The following is a 16,342-nucleotide window of genomic DNA, read 5'->3' as shown; positions in this document are numbered from 1 at the left end:
GACAACGGGCCGTCGGTGAGAAACCGGCGGCCCGTTGTCATACCCGTCCCGCACACTCGGACCATGGACATCCTCATCCGGCGGTTGAAGCCCGCCGAATACGACGCCCTCGGCGAGATCACCGCCCAGGCCTACCTGACGGACGGCCTCCTCGACTTCGGGGAGAGCGACTGGTACCTCGGCGAACTCAGGGACGTGGCCAGGCGGGCCGCCGCCGCGGACGTCCTGGTGGCCACCCAAGGCGAACACCTCCTCGGTGGTGTCACCTTGGTGCCCTCCGGCGGCCCCATGGCCGACATCGCCCGCCCTGGGGAGGCCGAGATACGGATGCTCGCCGTCGCCCACGAGGCCCGCGGCCGCGGCGCCGGGGAGGCCCTGGTCCGCGCCTGCGTCGACCGCGCCCGTGCGACGGACGGCTGTGTCCGCGTCGTCCTGTCGACGCAGCGCACCATGCACTCCGCCCACCGCATCTACGAACGTCTCGGCTTCGTCCGTGTCCCGGAGCGCGACTGGAACCCGATTCCGGAGCTTCCCGACATCACTCTCCTCACCTACGAGTTGACGCTGTGAAACCGTCGCGACACTACATCTAGGGGTGCTTTCGCCGCCCGGCACAAGATGTATGCTCATGCTCGCTGTCGCCGCAGGGGAATCCGGTGCGAATCCGGAACTGTCCCGCAACGGTGTACTTGTGCGTGTTCGCGCACAGGATTCAGTCCGAGGACCTGCCGACAGCGCGCCCGGCCGCCCGGCCGGTGCGCCCTGACGTCCGGGCCTCGCGGAGTGGGCCGGTGGACGCGACGCCGCGTGCGCTCGCGTGCTGCCCCCTGCCCTGTGTGAGGCCCCCGTGCCGAGCGAGGGAGAGCCCCACGTGACCATCGCGCCAGCCGATCCGGTCTCAGCCGCCGAAAAAGAGCACGACGGTCCCGGTGCCGCGCTGCTGCGGACCCTGACCGAGCTGACCGCCGACCTGCCCGACGCCGACCCCGGCCGGGTCGCCGCCGCCGCGCTGCGCGGCCGGTCCGCGCGGGCCGACGAGTCGGAGTTGCGCGAGCTGGCGACGGAGGCGGCCGCCGGCCTCATCTCCGAGGATCCCGCCTACTCCCGGCTGGCCGCGCGCCTGCTGACGATCGGGATCCGCGCCGAGGCCGCCTCGCAGGGCGTCACCTGCTTCACCGAGTCCGTGGCGGTCGGGCACCGGGAGGGCCTCATCGCCGACCGGACCGCCGAGTTCGTACGCCTCCACGCCGCCCGTCTCGACGCCCTGATCGACACGGCCGCCGACGACCGCTTCGGCTACTTCGGCCTGCGCACGCTGCACAGCCGCTACCTGCTCCGGCACCCGATCACCCGCAAGGTGATCGAGACGCCCCAGCACTTCATGCTGCGCGTCGCCGCCGGTCTCGCCGAGGACGACACCCGCCGCTCCGTCGACGAAGTCGCCGCGCTCTACGGGCTGATGAGCCGTCTCGACTACCTCCCCTCCTCCCCCACCCTGTTCAACTCCGGCACGCGCCACCCCCAGATGTCGTCCTGCTACCTCCTCGACTCCCCCAAGGACGAGCTGGACTCCATCTACGACCGCTACCACCAGGTGGCGCGGCTGTCGAAGCACGCCGGCGGCATCGGCATCGCGTACTCCCGCATCCGTGCGCGCGGTTCGCTGATCCGCGGCACCAACGGCCACTCCAACGGCATCGTCCCGTTCCTGAAGACCCTCGACGCCTCGGTCGCCGCCGTGAACCAGGGCGGCCGCCGCAAGGGCGCCGCCGCGGTCTACCTGGAGACCTGGCACTCCGACATCGAGGAGTTCCTGGAGCTGCGCGACAACACCGGCGAGGACGCCCGCCGTACGCACAACCTGAACCTCGCGCACTGGGTGCCCGACGAGTTCATGCGGCGCGTGAACGCCGACGCGCCGTGGTCGCTGTTCTCCCCGTCGGACGTGCCCGAGCTGGTCGACCTGTGGGGCGAGGAGTTCGACGCCGCGTACCGGGCGGCCGAGGCGAAGGGCCTGGCGAAGAAGACTCTGCCCGCCCGCGAGCTGTACGGCCGCATGATGCGCACCCTCGCGCAGACCGGCAACGGCTGGATGACCTTCAAGGACGCCGCCAACCGCACCGCCAACCAGACGGCCGAGCCGGGCCACGTCGTCCACTCCTCCAACCTCTGCACGGAGATCCTGGAGGTCACCAGCGACGGCGAGACGGCGGTCTGCAACCTGGGGTCGGTCAACCTCGGCGCCCTCGTCGACCAGACCAGCGGGGACATCGACTGGGGGCGGCTGGACGAGACCGTCCGTACGGCCGTCACGTTCCTCGACCGGGTCGTGGACATCAACTTCTACCCGACCGAGCAGGCGGGCCGTTCCAACGCCAGGTGGCGTCCGGTCGGCCTCGGGGTCATGGGCCTGCAGGACGTCTTCTTCAAGCTGCGCCTGCCCTTCGACTCGCCGGAGGCCAAGCGGCTCTCCACCCGCATCGCCGAGCGGATCATGCTCGCCGCCTACGAGGCCTCGGCCGGTCTCGCCGAGCGCAACGGCCCGTTGCCGGCCTGGGAGAAGACCCGCACGGCGAAGGGCGTGCTCCACCCCGACCACTACGACGTGGAGCTGACCTGGCCGGAGCGCTGGGCGGCCCTGCGCGAGCGCGTCGCCGCGACCGGCATGCGCAACTCGCTGCTCCTGGCCATCGCGCCGACGGCCACGATCGCCTCCATCGCGGGCGTGTACGAGTGCGTCGAGCCGCAGGTGTCCAACCTGTTCAAGCGCGAGACGCTGTCCGGTGAGTTCCTCCAGGTCAACTCCTACCTGGTTCAGGAGCTGAAGCGGCTCGGCGTGTGGGACGCCCGTAGCCGGGAGGCCCTGCGCGAGGCGAACGGCTCGGTGCAGGACTTCGCCTGGATCCCCGAGGACGTACGCGCCCTCTACCGCACGGCGTGGGAGATCCCGCAGCGCGGCCTGATCGACATGGCGGCGGCCAGGACCCCGTTCCTGGACCAGTCCCAGTCCCTGAACCTCTTCATGGAGACGCCGACCATCGGCAAGCTCTCCTCGATGTACGCCTACGCCTGGAAGTCCGGGCTGAAGACCACGTACTACCTGCGTTCGCGCCCGGCGACCCGCATCGCCCGCGCGGCCCAGGCCACTGTCCCCGTGCAGACCACCCCGGACCCCGAAGCGGTCGCCTGCTCCCTGGAAAACCCCGAGTCCTGCGAGGCCTGCCAGTAATTCCCACCCGCCACCCGACCGCCACCCCTGGAGGACGGCGCTTCGCGCCGACTGTTATGACTCAGAACCTGCTCGACCCCGGCTTCGAGCTCACTCTGCGCCCCATGCGCTACCCGGACTTCTACGAGCGCTACCGGGACGCCATCAAGAACACCTGGACCGTGGAGGAGGTCGACCTCCACTCGGACGTCACCGACCTCGCCAAGCTCTCCCCCGCCGAGCAGCACCTGATCGGCCGGCTGGTCGCCTTCTTCGCCACGGGCGACTCGATCGTCGCGAACAACCTGGTGCTGACGCTGTACAAGCACATCAACTCCCCCGAGGCGCGGCTGTACCTGAGCCGGCAGCTCTTCGAGGAGGCCGTGCACGTCCAGTTCTATCTGACGCTGCTGGACACCTACCTCCCCGACCACGACGACCGGGCGGCGGCCTTCGCGGCCGTCGAGAACATCCCCTCCATCCGCGAGAAGGCCGGGTTCTGCTTCAAGTGGATGGACTCGGTCGACCAGCTCGACCGGCTTCAGACGCAGGCCGACCGCCGCCGCTTCCTGCTGAACCTGATCTGCTTCGCCGCGTGCATCGAAGGCCTGTTCTTCTACGGTGCCTTCGCCTACGTCTACTGGTTCCGCAGCCGTGGCCTGCTGCACGGCCTGGCCACCGGCACCAACTGGGTGTTCCGCGACGAGACGATGCACATGTCGTTCGCCTTCGACGTGGTCGACACCGTCCGCAAGGAGGAGCCGGAGCTGTTCGACGACCGGCTCCAGCAGGAGGTGACGGACATGCTCCGCGAGGCCGTCGAGGCCGAGCTGCAGTTCGCGCGCGACCTGTGCGGTGACGGCCTCCCGGGCATGAACACCGAGTCGATGCGGCAGTACCTGGAGTGCGTCGCCGACCAGCGGCTCACCCGCCTGGGCTTCGCTCCGGTGTACGGCTCCGAGAACCCCTTCTCCTTCATGGAGCTCCAGGGGGTTCAGGAGCTGACCAACTTCTTCGAGCGGCGGCCCTCCGCGTACCAGGTGGCGGTGGAGGGCACCGTCGACCTGGACGAGGACTTCTGAGCCCGCTCGTCCTCGCGGGCCTCCTGGGCCTCCCTGATCTGACGGTCGACGCGCCGGTCGCGGACGATACCGATCACTGACGGGAGGACCAGGAGGACCAGCATCCCGAGTACGAAGATCATTGCGATGAGTGTCTGTACCTGGTTCGTGTCCATGGACACCACTGTCGCGCCTAAGACTCCTTACCGTCAGTGGCAGTACTGCCGGAGACCCTCGAATTACTGCCACTGACGAGGCACACTGGAGGCATGCTCCAGAACGTGGCGGTCGTCCTCCTCGACGGCGTGAACCCCTTCGAACTCGGTGTGGTGTGCGAGGTCTTCGGCACCGACCGCAGCGACGACGGCCTGCCGGTCTACGACTTCGCGGTGGCCTCGGCCGAGGGCCCGGCCCTGCGCATGAACTCGGGCGTCTCACTACAGGTGGAGCACGGCCTGGAGCGGCTGGAGACGGCCGATCTGATCGCGGTGCCGGCCGGGCACAGCTACGCGTCCCGTGAGTTCCCGCCGGAGCTCCTGGACGCCCTGCGGCATGGGGTCGCCCGCGGCGCCCGGGTGCTCAGCGTCTGCTCCGGCGCCTTCGTGCTGGCCGCTGCCGGGCTGCTGGACGACCGCCGCTGCGCCGTGCACTGGAAGCATGCGGACGCCCTGGCCCGGCAGTACCCGCGGGCGGTCGTGGAGCCGGACGTGCTCTACGTCGACGAGGACCCGGTGATCACCTCCGCCGGCACGGCCGCCGGGATCGACGCCTGTCTCCACCTGGTGCGCAAGGAGCAGGGCTCCGAGGTCGCCAACAAGATCGCCCGGCGGATGGTGGTGCCGCCGCACCGCGACGGCGGCCAGGCTCAGTACATCGAGCGCCCGCTGCCGCACTCCGAGGCCGACACGATCGGCGAGCTGCTGACGTGGATGGAGCGGCACCTCGACGAGGAGGTCACCGTCGAGCAGCTGGCCGCCCGCGCCCACATGTCCCCGCGCACCTTCGCCCGTCGCTTCCAGCAGGAGACGGGGACGACTCCCTACCGCTGGATCCTGCGCCAGCGCGTCCTGCTGGCCCAGCGGCTGCTGGAGGCGACGGACGAGACCATGGACGCGATCGCCGGTCGAACGGGGTTCGGCAACGCGGCCACGCTGCGCCACCACTTCGTCCGGGCCGTGGGCACGACGCCGAACGCCTACCGGCGGACCTTCCGGGGCCCCGAGGCGGCCTGATCCTCCCCCACGCTCACCTCGGCACCGGCCGCAGCAGCAGCTCGTGCGGCCGCAGCGTGATGCCGACGCGCGTGCCGTCGTTCGAGCCGGCCACCTGCTCGAAGCGGTACGTGCCGGCCAGCGCCGCCGTGATCAGTGTCAGCTGGGCCATCGAGAAGTGGTCGCTCGGGCACTTGCGGTTGCCCACGCTGAACGGGCTCATGGCGTGCTTCGGGATGTCCTTGACCCGGTCCGGCAGCCAGCGGTCGGGGTCGAACTCCAGGTGCCGCGCGTACGACTTCGCGTCGCGCTGGATCGCGTACGGGCTGTAGACGATGTCCGCCCCGGCCGGAATCCGGTATCCGCCGAGTTCCGTGTCCCGCACCGCCCGGCGCGTCAGAATCCACACCGCGGGGCGCAAACGCATGGACTCGACCACGACATTGTTGGTGTGCCTGAGCTCTCGGACGTCCTCGAATGCCACCGGCCTCCCACCGGTGACGGCTTCTACTTCGTCGCGCACCCGGTCCGCGTGTTCAGGGTGTTCCGCGAGCATATGCAACAGCCACATGATCGTGGAGGCGACGGTTTCGCTGCCGGGGGTGAGGATCGCGACGACCTGGTCGTGGATCTCCTGTTCCCCGATGGGATCGCCATTCTCGTCCGTCGCCTCCAGCAATGCCGTCAGCAAATCGTCCGGCTTTTGACCGGATGCGCGGCGCTCGGCGACGATCTCGTCCACCAGGAGATGCAAATCGGCCAATGCCCGGTTGAATTCACGGTTGGCCGGGAGCGGCAGCTTGTAGAGCGGTCCGAGCGGCACCACCATCCGCCGGTACATCCCGCGGAAGACGGTGGCGAGCGCGACGCACAGCCGCTCCGCCCGCTCGTCCATGTAGTCGCCGCGCAGCAGGCAGCGGGCCGCGATGCGCACGGCCACCCGGAAGGACTCGGAGGTGCAGTCGATGGTCTCGCCGGGCTTCCAGCGCTCGGTGAGCGCGTGTGCCTCCTCCTCCATGATCGGCCCGTAGGCGGGGATGGCGTCGAGCCGGAAGGCGGGCTGGATGGTGCGCCGCTGGCGGCGGTGGCGGGGGCCGTTCGCCGTGGCCACGCCCTCCTTGCCGAGCAGTCCCTCCAGGGACTCCCACAGCGGCCCGGCGATGATGAAGTCGTTGCTCAGCGCCAGCGCGCCGGTGAGCTCCGGGGTGGTGACGGCGTACACCGTCTTCGGCCCGAGCTTCAGCCGGACCACGTCGCCGTGGTCGCGCAGCCGGGACATGAACGCCAGCGGGTCGCGCACCAGCTTCCAGCCGTGCCCCAGGACGGGGACACCGCCGCCCGCCCGGGGCGGTTCCCGCAGCTCCGCAGCCAGGGGGGCTTCAGGCTTCACAGACTCGACGGTCATTTCTCACCTGCCGCTTCGTTGTCGACGTACGGGGGCGTGGACCGGTCGTCCCAGCTGTCGACCCTGTACCGGCCGGACTCGTGATGGAACCAGTAGACGGAGCTGAACCAGTTCCGCATATTTCCCAGACAGGCCCGCACGGCGGCGCTGAGCTCCTTTCCCCGCACAGTGCCGTCGGCGAGGGAGTCGGCGAACCGTAATGCTTCCTGTTCGACGTCGATGAATTCAGTGATGCATTTATCGACGCGGCGCCTGACTTCCACGACCGCCTGTTCCAGGGTCAGCCCCTCATGGGTGATGAGACTGATTCCGAGATTGTGCACCTCGTCGCCCGCTATTTCCTTCGGAAGCGAGCAGAGGTCGTTGTACCAGGCGGCGAACTCCTGACTCAGCAACGCGGCCCGCCGATAGGCCGGGTGTTTCCGTACGGCGTCGGGGAGTTCGTATCCCGCGGTCGGCTCCAGCAGGTCCGTCCATATCCAGTGGGCGAAAGTGAGCCGGCGCAGCCGGAGATACTCCTCGACCGTGGGCACGATGCCGTGCGTGCGATTGTGGAACTCCCGGTCGTACGCGTCGATCACCGCGTGGAAGTGCCGGGCGAACCGGAGGTTCCAGGTCGCCGGCAGGAAGGCGTACAGCCGCAGCACACTGTCCGCGAACCCGGCGACCAGTGGGTCCTCGTGGTGCAGGTGTTCCCCGGGGGAGTCGAGGGCCGCGTGCAGCCGGCCCCGCAGCCGCCGCCAGGCGACCGGGCGGCCGTGCACGATGTCGCGGTCATGGCGGTCGTCCCAGACGAAGAACCAGGCGCTGTAGTCCGCGATCGCCTGCATCACCTCGTCCGAGGCGCCGATGTAGTACCCGGCCATGAGGTCCGTGTAGCACAGGCCGTCGGCATATTCCTCCACCTTGTCCGCAGGCATGAGCCGCTTTTCGAGCAGCCAGGCCCGGGTCTTCTCCTGGCACTTCGGCCAATACGGGTGGAGTTGCCGGGGAAACGCCGCCTCGATCACCGGAAGGGAGAGCGACGGTGGTACTGCGATGGTGGTCGGTGTCGATGTGGTGCCGTGTGACAAAGCATGCACGAACTAACCCCTCTCAGCCGCCAGTTGGCGCGGGCGCCCCTCCTTCCGTGCCGGGCGTGCGCCGTTGCATACCCCGCTCCCTCCATTCAGCACTACAACTGACCCTTCTGGGAACGTATTTGCTTCATTCACTACCCCACAGTGCCGGGAACCTCCCGTTGTGTGACTGGTGCCGGATCACCAGGAGAGCAGAAGCGATCGAACGTGCGACGGACAAGCGAACGGCACAGACGAACGGCGCCTGTTCAGGGCGGGAATCCCGAACAGACGCCGTGCGCCTGGTGATCGTGAGGTCTCAGTCGTTCGCGACGACCGGGTAGCGGGGCTCGTTCTCGGCCATCTGCCGCAGCGCGTCCTTGCGTTCGCGCTTCGAGAGGCGGTCGATGTACAGGTACCCGTACAGGTGGTCGGTCTCGTGCTGCAAACACCGAGCGAAGTATCCGGTGCCGCGCACCCGGATCGGATTGCCCTTCTCGTCCTGCCCGGTCACCTCGGCGTAGTCGGGCCGGGCGAGCGGCGCGTACGCGGTCGGCACCGACAGGCAGCCCTCGTTGCTGTCGTCCAGCCGGCGCTTCTCGGCAGGCAGTTCGAGGAGCTTGGGGTTGCAGACGACGCCGGTGTGCCGGACTCCCTCGTCGTCCGGGCAGTCGTAGACGAAGACCTTCAGGTCGACGCCGATCTGGTTGGCGGCCAGGCCCACACCCTCGGCGGTGCGCTGCGAGGCGAACATGTCCGCCACCAGCTGCTGGAGCTCGTCGCCGAAGTCGGTGACGTCCTTGCACTCCTTGTGCAGCACCGGGTTCCCGACCACCGTGATCGGCCGTGAGGTCCCCCGCTCCCGCCAGGCCGCCTCGCGCTCCTCGCAGTCCTCCGTGTCGATCACGTACCCCTCGTCATCGACGGGGAGCACGCCCGCGCGCTGCTGATCGGTGTCCTGCTGAGCCATGACGTTACGTACGCCTTCCTGAACAAATCCAAGCTGGGATGCTGATACAGGGTACGGGGGACGCAGGACCTAGCAGACCTCTTCGAGATCCCGCCAGTCCCGGGAGTCCGGACTGTCGGCCACCCACCCGTCCAGCAACCCCCGGACCAGCGAAGCCGGAGCAGCCAACCCGCACTCCCGCTCGGGAACCCACAGCTGCCCGTCCGTCCGATGCCCCAGCGGCCCGGGATGCCCCGGCTCACTGTGATCATGCGGATCGAGATGCTCCCCGTCGCCCTCGTCGGACGGCATTCGTGACTCGGAACACATCCGGCACAGCAACCGCACCGAAGAGGACCAGTCCTCCGCGGCGAACCCGGCATCCGCCGCAAGCTGCTCCAGCGCGTCCCGGTCCGCCTCGGTCGCCGCCTCCAGCAGCACGACCCAGGTCGGCACCGGCGACGGCGCCCACAGCTCGATCTCGTCGAACACCGGGTACGTGTGCCCCACGGCCGTGGTCCGCTCCCCGTGCGGCACACCGTCGTGCAGGACGACCTCACCCCAGCGCCGCCCCGACGACGGCAGCGGAATGGACAGCACCTCGATCCGCGCGGGATCCAGCCGCCGCCCCCACACGACCTCGGCCTCCCCCTCCGGGGACAGCCGTACGGCCGCGCTGCCGAGGTCCATGCCGACGGGCTCACCGGGGTCGTTGGCCGCTCCCGGCACCCGCAGCCCGTAGGCCTGCCAGGCGCGCCGGGCCAGCGGCCAGTCCTGCAGGGCGGTCGCGGCGATGCCCACGTTCCACCAGTCGGGCGCGCCGGTGTCCCGGTCGAGCAGCGCCACGGCCCTGAGGCCCGCCGCCCGCGCCTGCTCCCAGTCGTGCCGGAACTTGTGCAGCAGGGCGAGGTTGAACCACGACTCGGACAGCCAGGGCTCCAGATCGGCGGCACGTGTCAACAGTGCGCCTGCGTCCTCGTACCGGCCATCGCCGATGAGAGTGAACGCCCGGTCTGTGGCCTGCCGCCAGGAGGCGGAGGGCCGGTGCCGTCCCTTGCCGAAGATCCTCACGATTCCCGCCTGCCAGTTCCGTGCGGTGGGCTGGCCGTAGCTGTGTTTCGAGCCCCCGGACACCTTCTTCTTCGCATCCAACCACGTACGGCCTCCGGGGCGCTCATTACCCATGGGTTACCCCGTCACGGGCAAGGTCAGACTGCTCCTTGCCAGTACCCGGGCCAGCGATTCCACCACCTCCGGGGCGTACTCCCCGGCGGTGGCGAGCCGGAGTTCCTCCAGCGCCGTCAGCGGTCCGCCCAGGCCACCTTCCCGGGACTTCTCCTCGTACGCGTTCACGGCCCGGACGATCCGCGCGGCGAGCGGCTGCTCCGCAGCGGGGTCGGCCTGCCGCTCCACGACCACGGCGACCGCCTCGTCGACACCCGTCTGCCGTACGACGGCCCCGCCGAGCAGCGCGATCCGCCGCTGTTCCGCGGCGGGCAGGCCGGCGGTGGCGCCCGCCGGCACCGGGTCGACGAGGCTCAGCTGGCCGATGTCGTGCATGAGCGCGGCGTACTCCAGCACGGCCAGCTCGGGCTCGGTGAGACCCAGGTCACGTCCCACCGCCTGACTGAGCGCGGCGACGCGGCGGGCGTGCCCGGCCGGGGTGTACCCGGCGACCTCCGTGGCCCGGGCGAGGGAGGCGATGGTCTGCCGGTAGGTCGCCCGGACGGCGGCGTACCGGCGGAACGACATCTGGGCGAGCAGCAGCGGCACGGAGAAGACGGGCAGTGCCCACAGCCCCACGACGGCGACCGCCAGGGCCATCACCGCCCCGGTCGCGATGACGGCGGAGCCGATGCCGCACACGGCCCGCAGCTCGTCCCGCAGCACCGGCCCGAAGGGCCAGCCGGTGCGGGAGTGCGCCAGCGCGGCGGCGAGCACCGCGTCGCACAGCGCGGTCAGGGACAGCAGCGCGAGCAGCAGCAGCGCGTAGGCGGGACCGCCCCAGTCGTCGAACATGCCCCGGTTGTACGGGGGCTGGAAGCAGACGGCGACGAACCCGACGGTGAGCACCCGGCGCGCCAGATGGTCGAGCGTGGGCCCCTGTCCGCGCGCCACGTGCGGCACGCTGCCGAGCAGCGAGCCGGCCAGCACGACGGCGACGACCTGGGCGAGGCCGTGGTGCGTGGCCCGCCCGCCGGCCTCGCCGAGCAGCGCGTACGACAGGGCCGCGGCGGCCCCGAGCGGCGCCGGCTCCCTGACCTGCGCCCCGTTGCGCCGGGCGAGCTCCCCGACGGTGACGAGGACGCCGAAGGCGAGGGCGACCCGGCGTTCCTCCAGCCCGTCGTAGAGGGTGACGGCGAGGGAGCCGGTGGCGAGGAGGGCGGCACAGGCGTGGACGAGGGTGAAGAGCGGCGGCGGGCGGTACGCGCTCACCGGTGTGCCCCCGGCGGGCTGGAGACGGGTGCGCCGGGCGGCGGAATCCGGGGCGGGCGGACGTCGTCGGCGGTCACGGCGGGACGCCATCCGGCCCGGCCGACGGCCTCCACGAGGGCCGCGACCATCACCGGGTCGAACTGGCTGCCGGAGCACCGCTTCAGCTCCGCCAGGGCGACCGCCACGGGCCGGGCCCTGCTGTAGCTCCGGGTGGAGGTCATGGCGTCGAAGGCGTCCGCGACGGCCACGACGCGTGCGGATTCCGGGATCTGACTGCCCACCAGGCCGTAGGGGTACCCGGTGCCGTCCAGCCGTTCGTGGTGGTGCAGTACGGCGGCGCGGGCCTCCCCGAGGAAGCCGATGCCGCGCACCATCTCGTGCCCGTACTCGGGGTGCAGCTCGATCACCCGCCGCTCCTCGGGCGTCAGCGGCCCGTCCTTCCTGAGCAGCCTGGTGGGGACGCCGAGCTTGCCGACGTCGTGCAGGATCCCGGCGAACCGGAGCACCTCGACGCGCTCGTCGCCCATGCCCAGCTCGCGCGCGATCATCATGGAGGCCTGTCCGACGCGCTCACTGTGCCCGCGCGTGTACCCGTCCTTGATGTCGACGGCCTGGACCAGCGCCCGGATGGTCGCCTGGTGGGCGGCCCGTTCCCGGTGGTACTGCGCGAAGGCCCACCAGGAGACGCACATCGGCAGCAGCACGAGCAGCGCGGCCACGGGACCGTACGGACTGCGCCACAGCACGGCCATCATCAGCCCGGCCAGCCCGTGCACGGCGATGGGCGCGAGGGAGCGCGCCACCAGTCCCCGCCAGGCCCGCCGCACCGGCACCCGCTCGGCCACGGCCAGGATCCCGCCGTCCAGCAGCGCGAGCACCAGGCAGAACGCCAGCACGGCCGCCCCGGCCGGCCCGAGCGCGTAGGGCATGTCGCCCGCGACGACCGCGTCCCGCCCGCCGAGCGCCCAGTGCACCCGGGCCGCGGCCCACACGCCGAGGACGTGCTGGGCGGCCCGCCACACCCGCCGCAGCGCCACGGGCCGCTGTTCCACGTGCGAGAGCAGAGCACCGGGCACGGCCACCAGGGCGGCGGCGGGCGCGGGCAGCAGGAAGGCACCGGCGAGCAGCACGGGATAGAAGGTCCCGGCCGGATGGGAGATCCCGACGAACCGGGACCGGGCGACGCGCTCGCAGCCCGCGTACAACGCGGCGAGCAGCAGCACGGCCCACCAGGGCGTACGGACGCCCGGCAGCGGCAGCAGACAGAGAAGGGCGGCGAGGACGACACAGGCGACATACGCACGTGCCCGCACCGGTACCGCTTCCATGAGCCCTCCCCCGGCCATGTCCGTCAGGCCCGGAGCCTAGGACGGCGGTGGGGGGCTCCGCGGGCCGATAACCCGCGGATTCGCACGTTCGAGTGATGCGTTCGAGGATGACTACCCCCTCGAAGGCGGGGTAGTTGAAAAGCGCGGAAGTGTCAGGACTCCTGCGGCGTGGCCGGCGAGGCCGTGACGTCCTGCTCCGGGACGGCCTGGCCGGAGCGGATCAGCTCGATCCGCCCCATGACCTTGTCGCGGAGATCGCCCGGCACGTCGTCATGCCCGCAGCAGCGCTTGACCAGCTTCTTCACGGCCTGCTCGAGCCCGTACTTCTCGAGGCAGGGCGAGCACTCCTCGAAGTGGTGCTCGAACTTCACGCAGTCCGAGTCCGGCATCTCACGGTCGAGGAACTCGTAGAGATGATCGAGGATTTCGCTGCAATCCGTCTCGTGCGGCTCTCCGCAGCTCATGACCCCGAGCCTTTCGCTTCGTTCGACTCTCCGGCGCCGGCCGGGACCATCCCGCGGTCACGGGCGTAGTCCTCCAGCATGCCGCGCAGCTGACGGCGGCCCCGGTGCAGCCGGGACATCACCGTACCGATGGGTGTCCCCATGATGTCGGCGATCTCCTTGTAGGCAAAGCCCTCGACGTCCGCCAGATAGACGGCGATACGGAACTCCTCGGGGATCGCCTGGAGCGCTTGCTTCACGTCCGAGTCGGGCAGGTGGTCGAGCGCCTGCGACTCCGCGGAGCGCAGACCCGTCGACATGTGCGACTCGGCGCGGGCGAGCTGCCAGTCCTCGATCTCCTCGGCCGCCGAGCGCTGCGGTTCCCGCTGCTTCTTGCGGTACGAGTTGATGAAGGTGTTCGTGAGGATCCGGTACAGCCACGCCTTGAGATTGGTGCCCTCGCGGAACTGGTGGAAGGACGCGTACGCCTTCGCGTACGTCTCCTGCACCAGGTCCTCGGCGTCGGCCGGGTTGCGCGTCATACGCAGCGCGGCCGAGTACATCTGGTCGAGGAACTCGAGCGCGTCCCGCTCGAAGCGCGCGTTGCGCTCCGCGGCCGTCTCCGCGCCCGTGCCGCCCTGGCCCTCGGGCTGCTCCGCCTGGCCGTGTTCGGTCCCTGCGTCGGTCCCTGTGACCGGACCCACCTCCTCCAGTGTTCTCGTGAGACCGAGACCGGTCTCACCCGAATCGGAGGATAGACGACGATCCGGTCCGCCCGCCGCCCGAATAGGCGCGGTCTTGGCCGCGTGCAGCACCGTCCAGTCCAGGTCGGCGCGGCTGCTGCGGCTCGGGCAGTAGATCGAACCCATGCGGCGGACTTCCTCTCCTACGGCGTCGGTGCTGGTCTCCAGCACGTACGTCCCGCACAACAGTGCTCGCCGCCCCGGCATTCCCGGAGCTTCACCCGAGTGACCCGGTCCACTCCACGACCGCGTCCGTGATGACCGCCACTGCCTCCTCCTGCGTGATCTCCGCGCGCTTGGGGACGGCGAAGCCGTGATCGCCGTACGGCACCTCGACGAGTTCGTACGGCCCCTCGGGGAACTCCCCGGGCTTCCCGAAGGGGTCGTTCCCGCCCTGGACGACCAGGGTGGGCACCCCGGAGCCCAGCAGCTCGGCGGCGCGGGACTTCTCGGGCTTGCCGGGTGGGTGGAGGGGGAAGCTGAGGGCGAGGACCGCGTGGGCGCCGAGTTCCGTGGCGGTACGGCAGGCGACCCGGGCTCCGGCGCTGCGGCCGCCGGACACCACCGGCAGTCCGGGCCCGGCCAGTGCGGGCCAGATGCCCCGCCACCCGGTGTCCAGCGTCCTGGGCGCGGGCGCCAGCTTCTTCCCGGCCACCCGCCAGGGCTGCTCCACCCGGGCCACGGTGACGCCGTGGGCGGGCAGGACGGCGGCCAGGGCCTTCAGGTCGCGGGCCTCGATGCCGCCGCCGGCGCCGTGGCTGACGGCGAGCACGAGCCGGGCCTTCTTCGCCTTGTGCCAGGTGATACGGGCGGGGCCGGCTTCGGTCTCGACGGTCTCGACTGTCTCTGTGGTCGCGTCGGACCCTTTCGTCACGTTGGTCACGTCAGAAGAGTGTGCCCTCTTCGGACCCTTCCAGCTCCTTCAGCAGCTCCGGGCCGTTGTTGCGGACGTTGCTGACGGCGGTGGTGACGGGGTAGGCGCGCATCAGCCCGGCGGGCGGCGGGGCGAGCAGCTCGCGCAGCTCGTCGGCGTCCGTGCGGGACGGGTCCAGCCAGGCGTCCCAGCGGTCGGGCGTCAGCATCAGCGGCATCCGGGGGTGAATCTCGGCCAGGGCGCGCGGCCCGTCCGCCGGGGACACCGCCAGCGGGCTCGTCTCGGCCTCGGTGGTGATGACGGAGCACGTCACCCACCAGGCCTGCGGGTGGTCGTCCGGCAGCGTCTTGTCCCGCCAGAACTCGTACAGGCCGGCCATCGCGAAGACCGACCCGTCCGCCGGGGTGACGAAGTAGGGCTGCTTGCGGGGCCGCTTCTTCTTGCCCCCGACCTCCAGCTCGCGCTCCTGCGTGCCGGTGACCCACTCGTAGTAGCCGTCGGCGGGCAGGATGCAGCGCCGGGAGGTGAAGGCGCGGCGGTAGGACGGCTTCTCGTGGACGGTCTCCGCCCGGGCGTTGATCATCCGGGCGCCGCCCTCGGGAGTCTTCGACCAGGAGGGGACGAGCCCCCACTTCAGCGTGCGCAGCTGCCGAACCGGGCGCGGGTCGTCGGCGTCTTTCAGAGGGCGGTCGAGGACGGCGTAGACCTCTTTGGTGGGCGCCACGTTGTAGTCGGGCTCCAGAGTCTCCTCGGGCTCCCACTTCTCGATCTCGAAGACTCCTGCGAGATCCTCTGGCCTACGACTGGCTGCATACCGTCCGCACATACGTGCCACACTGCCAGATTCCATCCGCCCACAGGGAGCCAACGCCGCACATGGACAGCACCGCAACCGCCTCGCTCGCCTCCCTCTGGGACGAGGTCTCCGGCACCCAGCCCGACCCCGACCTGTGGGTCGTGATCGCTGCCCTGGTGGCCGCGCTCGCCGTGGTGGTCCCGCACGGCCTGTGGCGCATCTCCCGCAACGCCATCACCATCGCCCACGAGGGCGGCCACGGGCTCGTGGCGCTGCTCAGCGGCCGCACCCTCACCGGCATACGGCTGCACTCGGACACCAGCGGCCTGACCGTCAGCCGCGGCAAGCCGTACGGCATCGGCATGATCCTCACCGCGGCCTCCGGCTACACCGCCCCGCCCCTGCTGGGCCTCGGCGGCGCGGCCCTGCTGGGCTCCGGCCGCATCACGCTGCTGCTGTGGCTGGCCACGGCCCTGCTGCTGGCCATGCTCGTGATGATCCGCAACGCGTACGGCGCCCTCACCATGATCGTCACCGGCGGCCTGTTCGTCCTGGTGTCCTGGCTGGCCGGCCCTCAGGTCCAGGCGGCGTTCGCGTACGTGGTGGTGTGGTTCCTGCTGGTCGGCGGGGTGCGTCCGGCGTTCGAGCTCCAGGCCAAGCGGTCGCGGGGCGGGGCGGGGGACTCGGACGCGGACCAGCTGTCGCGGCTGACGCATGTGCCGGCGGGGTTGTGGCTGTTTCTGTTCCACGCGGTGTCGCTGTGCTCGCTGATCGGCGGGGGGCGCTGGCTGCTGGAGCTGTGACCGGCCGACCTGAGGGACGCGGGGTTG

15 protein-coding genes and 1 riboswitch are annotated in these 16,342 nt (G+C 70.5%); of the genes, 5 read left to right on the top strand and 10 right to left on the bottom strand.

Annotation, left to right across the window (positions count from 1 at the left end; translation table 11 throughout):
* The first annotated feature begins 63 nt into the window (after positions 1–63).
* The 4 genes from QF034_RS27335 to QF034_RS27320 all read left to right on the top strand — a co-directional run bounded on the left by QF034_RS27335 (position 64) and on the right by QF034_RS27320 (position 5,501).
* Positions 64–570, top strand: a complete 507-nt coding sequence (locus tag QF034_RS27335; RefSeq protein WP_307177420.1) for a GNAT family N-acetyltransferase — start codon at positions 64–66, stop codon at positions 568–570.
* A gap of 52 nt (positions 571–622) precedes the next feature.
* Positions 623–747, top strand: a riboswitch (cobalamin riboswitch).
* Between the two features lie 124 nt (positions 748–871).
* Positions 872–3,229, top strand: a complete 2,358-nt coding sequence (locus QF034_RS27330) for a ribonucleoside-diphosphate reductase subunit alpha (RefSeq protein ID WP_307177419.1) — start codon at positions 872–874, stop codon at positions 3,227–3,229.
* A gap of 56 nt (positions 3,230–3,285) precedes the next feature.
* A complete protein-coding gene (locus QF034_RS27325) occupies positions 3,286–4,290 on the top strand; it encodes a ribonucleotide-diphosphate reductase subunit beta (protein WP_307177418.1) in 1,005 nt (334 codons plus the stop codon).
* Positions 4,291–4,538: 248 nt separating this feature from the next.
* Positions 4,539–5,501: a GlxA family transcriptional regulator gene (locus tag QF034_RS27320; RefSeq protein ID WP_307177417.1), complete on the top strand. Its 963-nt coding sequence runs from the start codon at positions 4,539–4,541 to the stop codon at positions 5,499–5,501.
* Positions 5,502–5,514: 13 nt separating this feature from the next.
* Here the strand turns inward: QF034_RS27320 and QF034_RS27315 are convergent, their stop codons facing one another.
* The 10 genes from QF034_RS27315 to QF034_RS27270 form a co-directional block, all read right to left on the bottom strand.
* The gene (locus tag QF034_RS27315) at positions 5,515–6,885 is read right to left on the bottom strand and encodes a bifunctional albaflavenone monooxygenase/terpene synthase (protein ID WP_307177416.1); all 1,371 of its coding nucleotides are present in this window, start codon (positions 6,883–6,885) and stop codon (positions 5,515–5,517) included.
* Positions 6,882–7,967 carry an epi-isozizaene synthase gene (cyc1, locus tag QF034_RS27310; RefSeq protein ID WP_307177415.1) on the bottom strand — a complete coding sequence of 362 codons (1,086 nt, stop codon included), beginning with the start codon at positions 7,965–7,967 and terminating at the stop codon, positions 6,882–6,884. Before cyc1 ends, QF034_RS27315 begins: the two co-directional genes overlap by 4 nt.
* Before the next feature lie 295 nt (positions 7,968–8,262).
* Positions 8,263–8,913, bottom strand: coding sequence for a peptide deformylase (gene def, locus QF034_RS27305; protein WP_307177414.1), 651 nt, complete (start codon positions 8,911–8,913; stop codon positions 8,263–8,265).
* A gap of 69 nt (positions 8,914–8,982) precedes the next feature.
* Positions 8,983–9,963 carry a tetratricopeptide repeat protein gene (locus QF034_RS27300; RefSeq protein ID WP_307179983.1) on the bottom strand — a complete coding sequence of 327 codons (981 nt, stop codon included), beginning with the start codon at positions 9,961–9,963 and terminating at the stop codon, positions 8,983–8,985.
* A gap of 117 nt (positions 9,964–10,080) precedes the next feature.
* Positions 10,081–11,328, bottom strand: coding sequence for an HD-GYP domain-containing protein (locus QF034_RS27295; protein WP_307177413.1), 1,248 nt, complete (start codon positions 11,326–11,328; stop codon positions 10,081–10,083).
* Positions 11,325–12,656, bottom strand: a complete 1,332-nt coding sequence (locus QF034_RS27290) for an HD-GYP domain-containing protein (protein ID WP_307177412.1) — start codon at positions 12,654–12,656, stop codon at positions 11,325–11,327. Before QF034_RS27290 ends, QF034_RS27295 begins: the two co-directional genes overlap by 4 nt.
* 152 nt (positions 12,657–12,808) lie before the next feature.
* Positions 12,809–13,120 (bottom strand): mycothiol system anti-sigma-R factor, encoded by a 312-nt coding sequence (gene rsrA, locus QF034_RS27285; protein WP_033314427.1) that lies wholly within the window; start codon positions 13,118–13,120, stop codon positions 12,809–12,811.
* Positions 13,117–13,803, bottom strand: coding sequence for an RNA polymerase sigma factor SigR (sigR, locus tag QF034_RS27280; protein WP_086846661.1), 687 nt, complete (start codon positions 13,801–13,803; stop codon positions 13,117–13,119). Before sigR ends, rsrA begins: the two co-directional genes overlap by 4 nt.
* Before the next feature lie 256 nt (positions 13,804–14,059).
* The gene (locus QF034_RS27275) at positions 14,060–14,716 is read right to left on the bottom strand and encodes an alpha/beta hydrolase family protein (RefSeq protein WP_370880966.1); all 657 of its coding nucleotides are present in this window, start codon (positions 14,714–14,716) and stop codon (positions 14,060–14,062) included.
* Between the two features lie 10 nt (positions 14,717–14,726).
* On the bottom strand, positions 14,727–15,542 hold the full coding sequence (locus QF034_RS27270; protein WP_307177410.1) for an SOS response-associated peptidase: 816 nt from the start codon (positions 15,540–15,542) through the stop codon (positions 14,727–14,729).
* A 50-nt stretch (positions 15,543–15,592) separates the two neighbouring features.
* On the opposite strand from QF034_RS27270, the gene QF034_RS27265 reads away from it, so the two are divergent.
* Positions 15,593–16,315, top strand: a complete 723-nt coding sequence (locus QF034_RS27265; protein WP_307177409.1) for a M50 family metallopeptidase — start codon at positions 15,593–15,595, stop codon at positions 16,313–16,315.
* Positions 16,316–16,342 lie beyond the last annotated feature (27 nt).

It is taken from the genome of Streptomyces africanus (assembly GCF_030816955.1).
Taxonomy (GTDB): Bacteria; Actinomycetota; Actinomycetes; order Streptomycetales; family Streptomycetaceae; genus Streptomyces; species Streptomyces africanus.
This window is presented reverse-complemented; position numbering and strand designations above follow the sequence as displayed.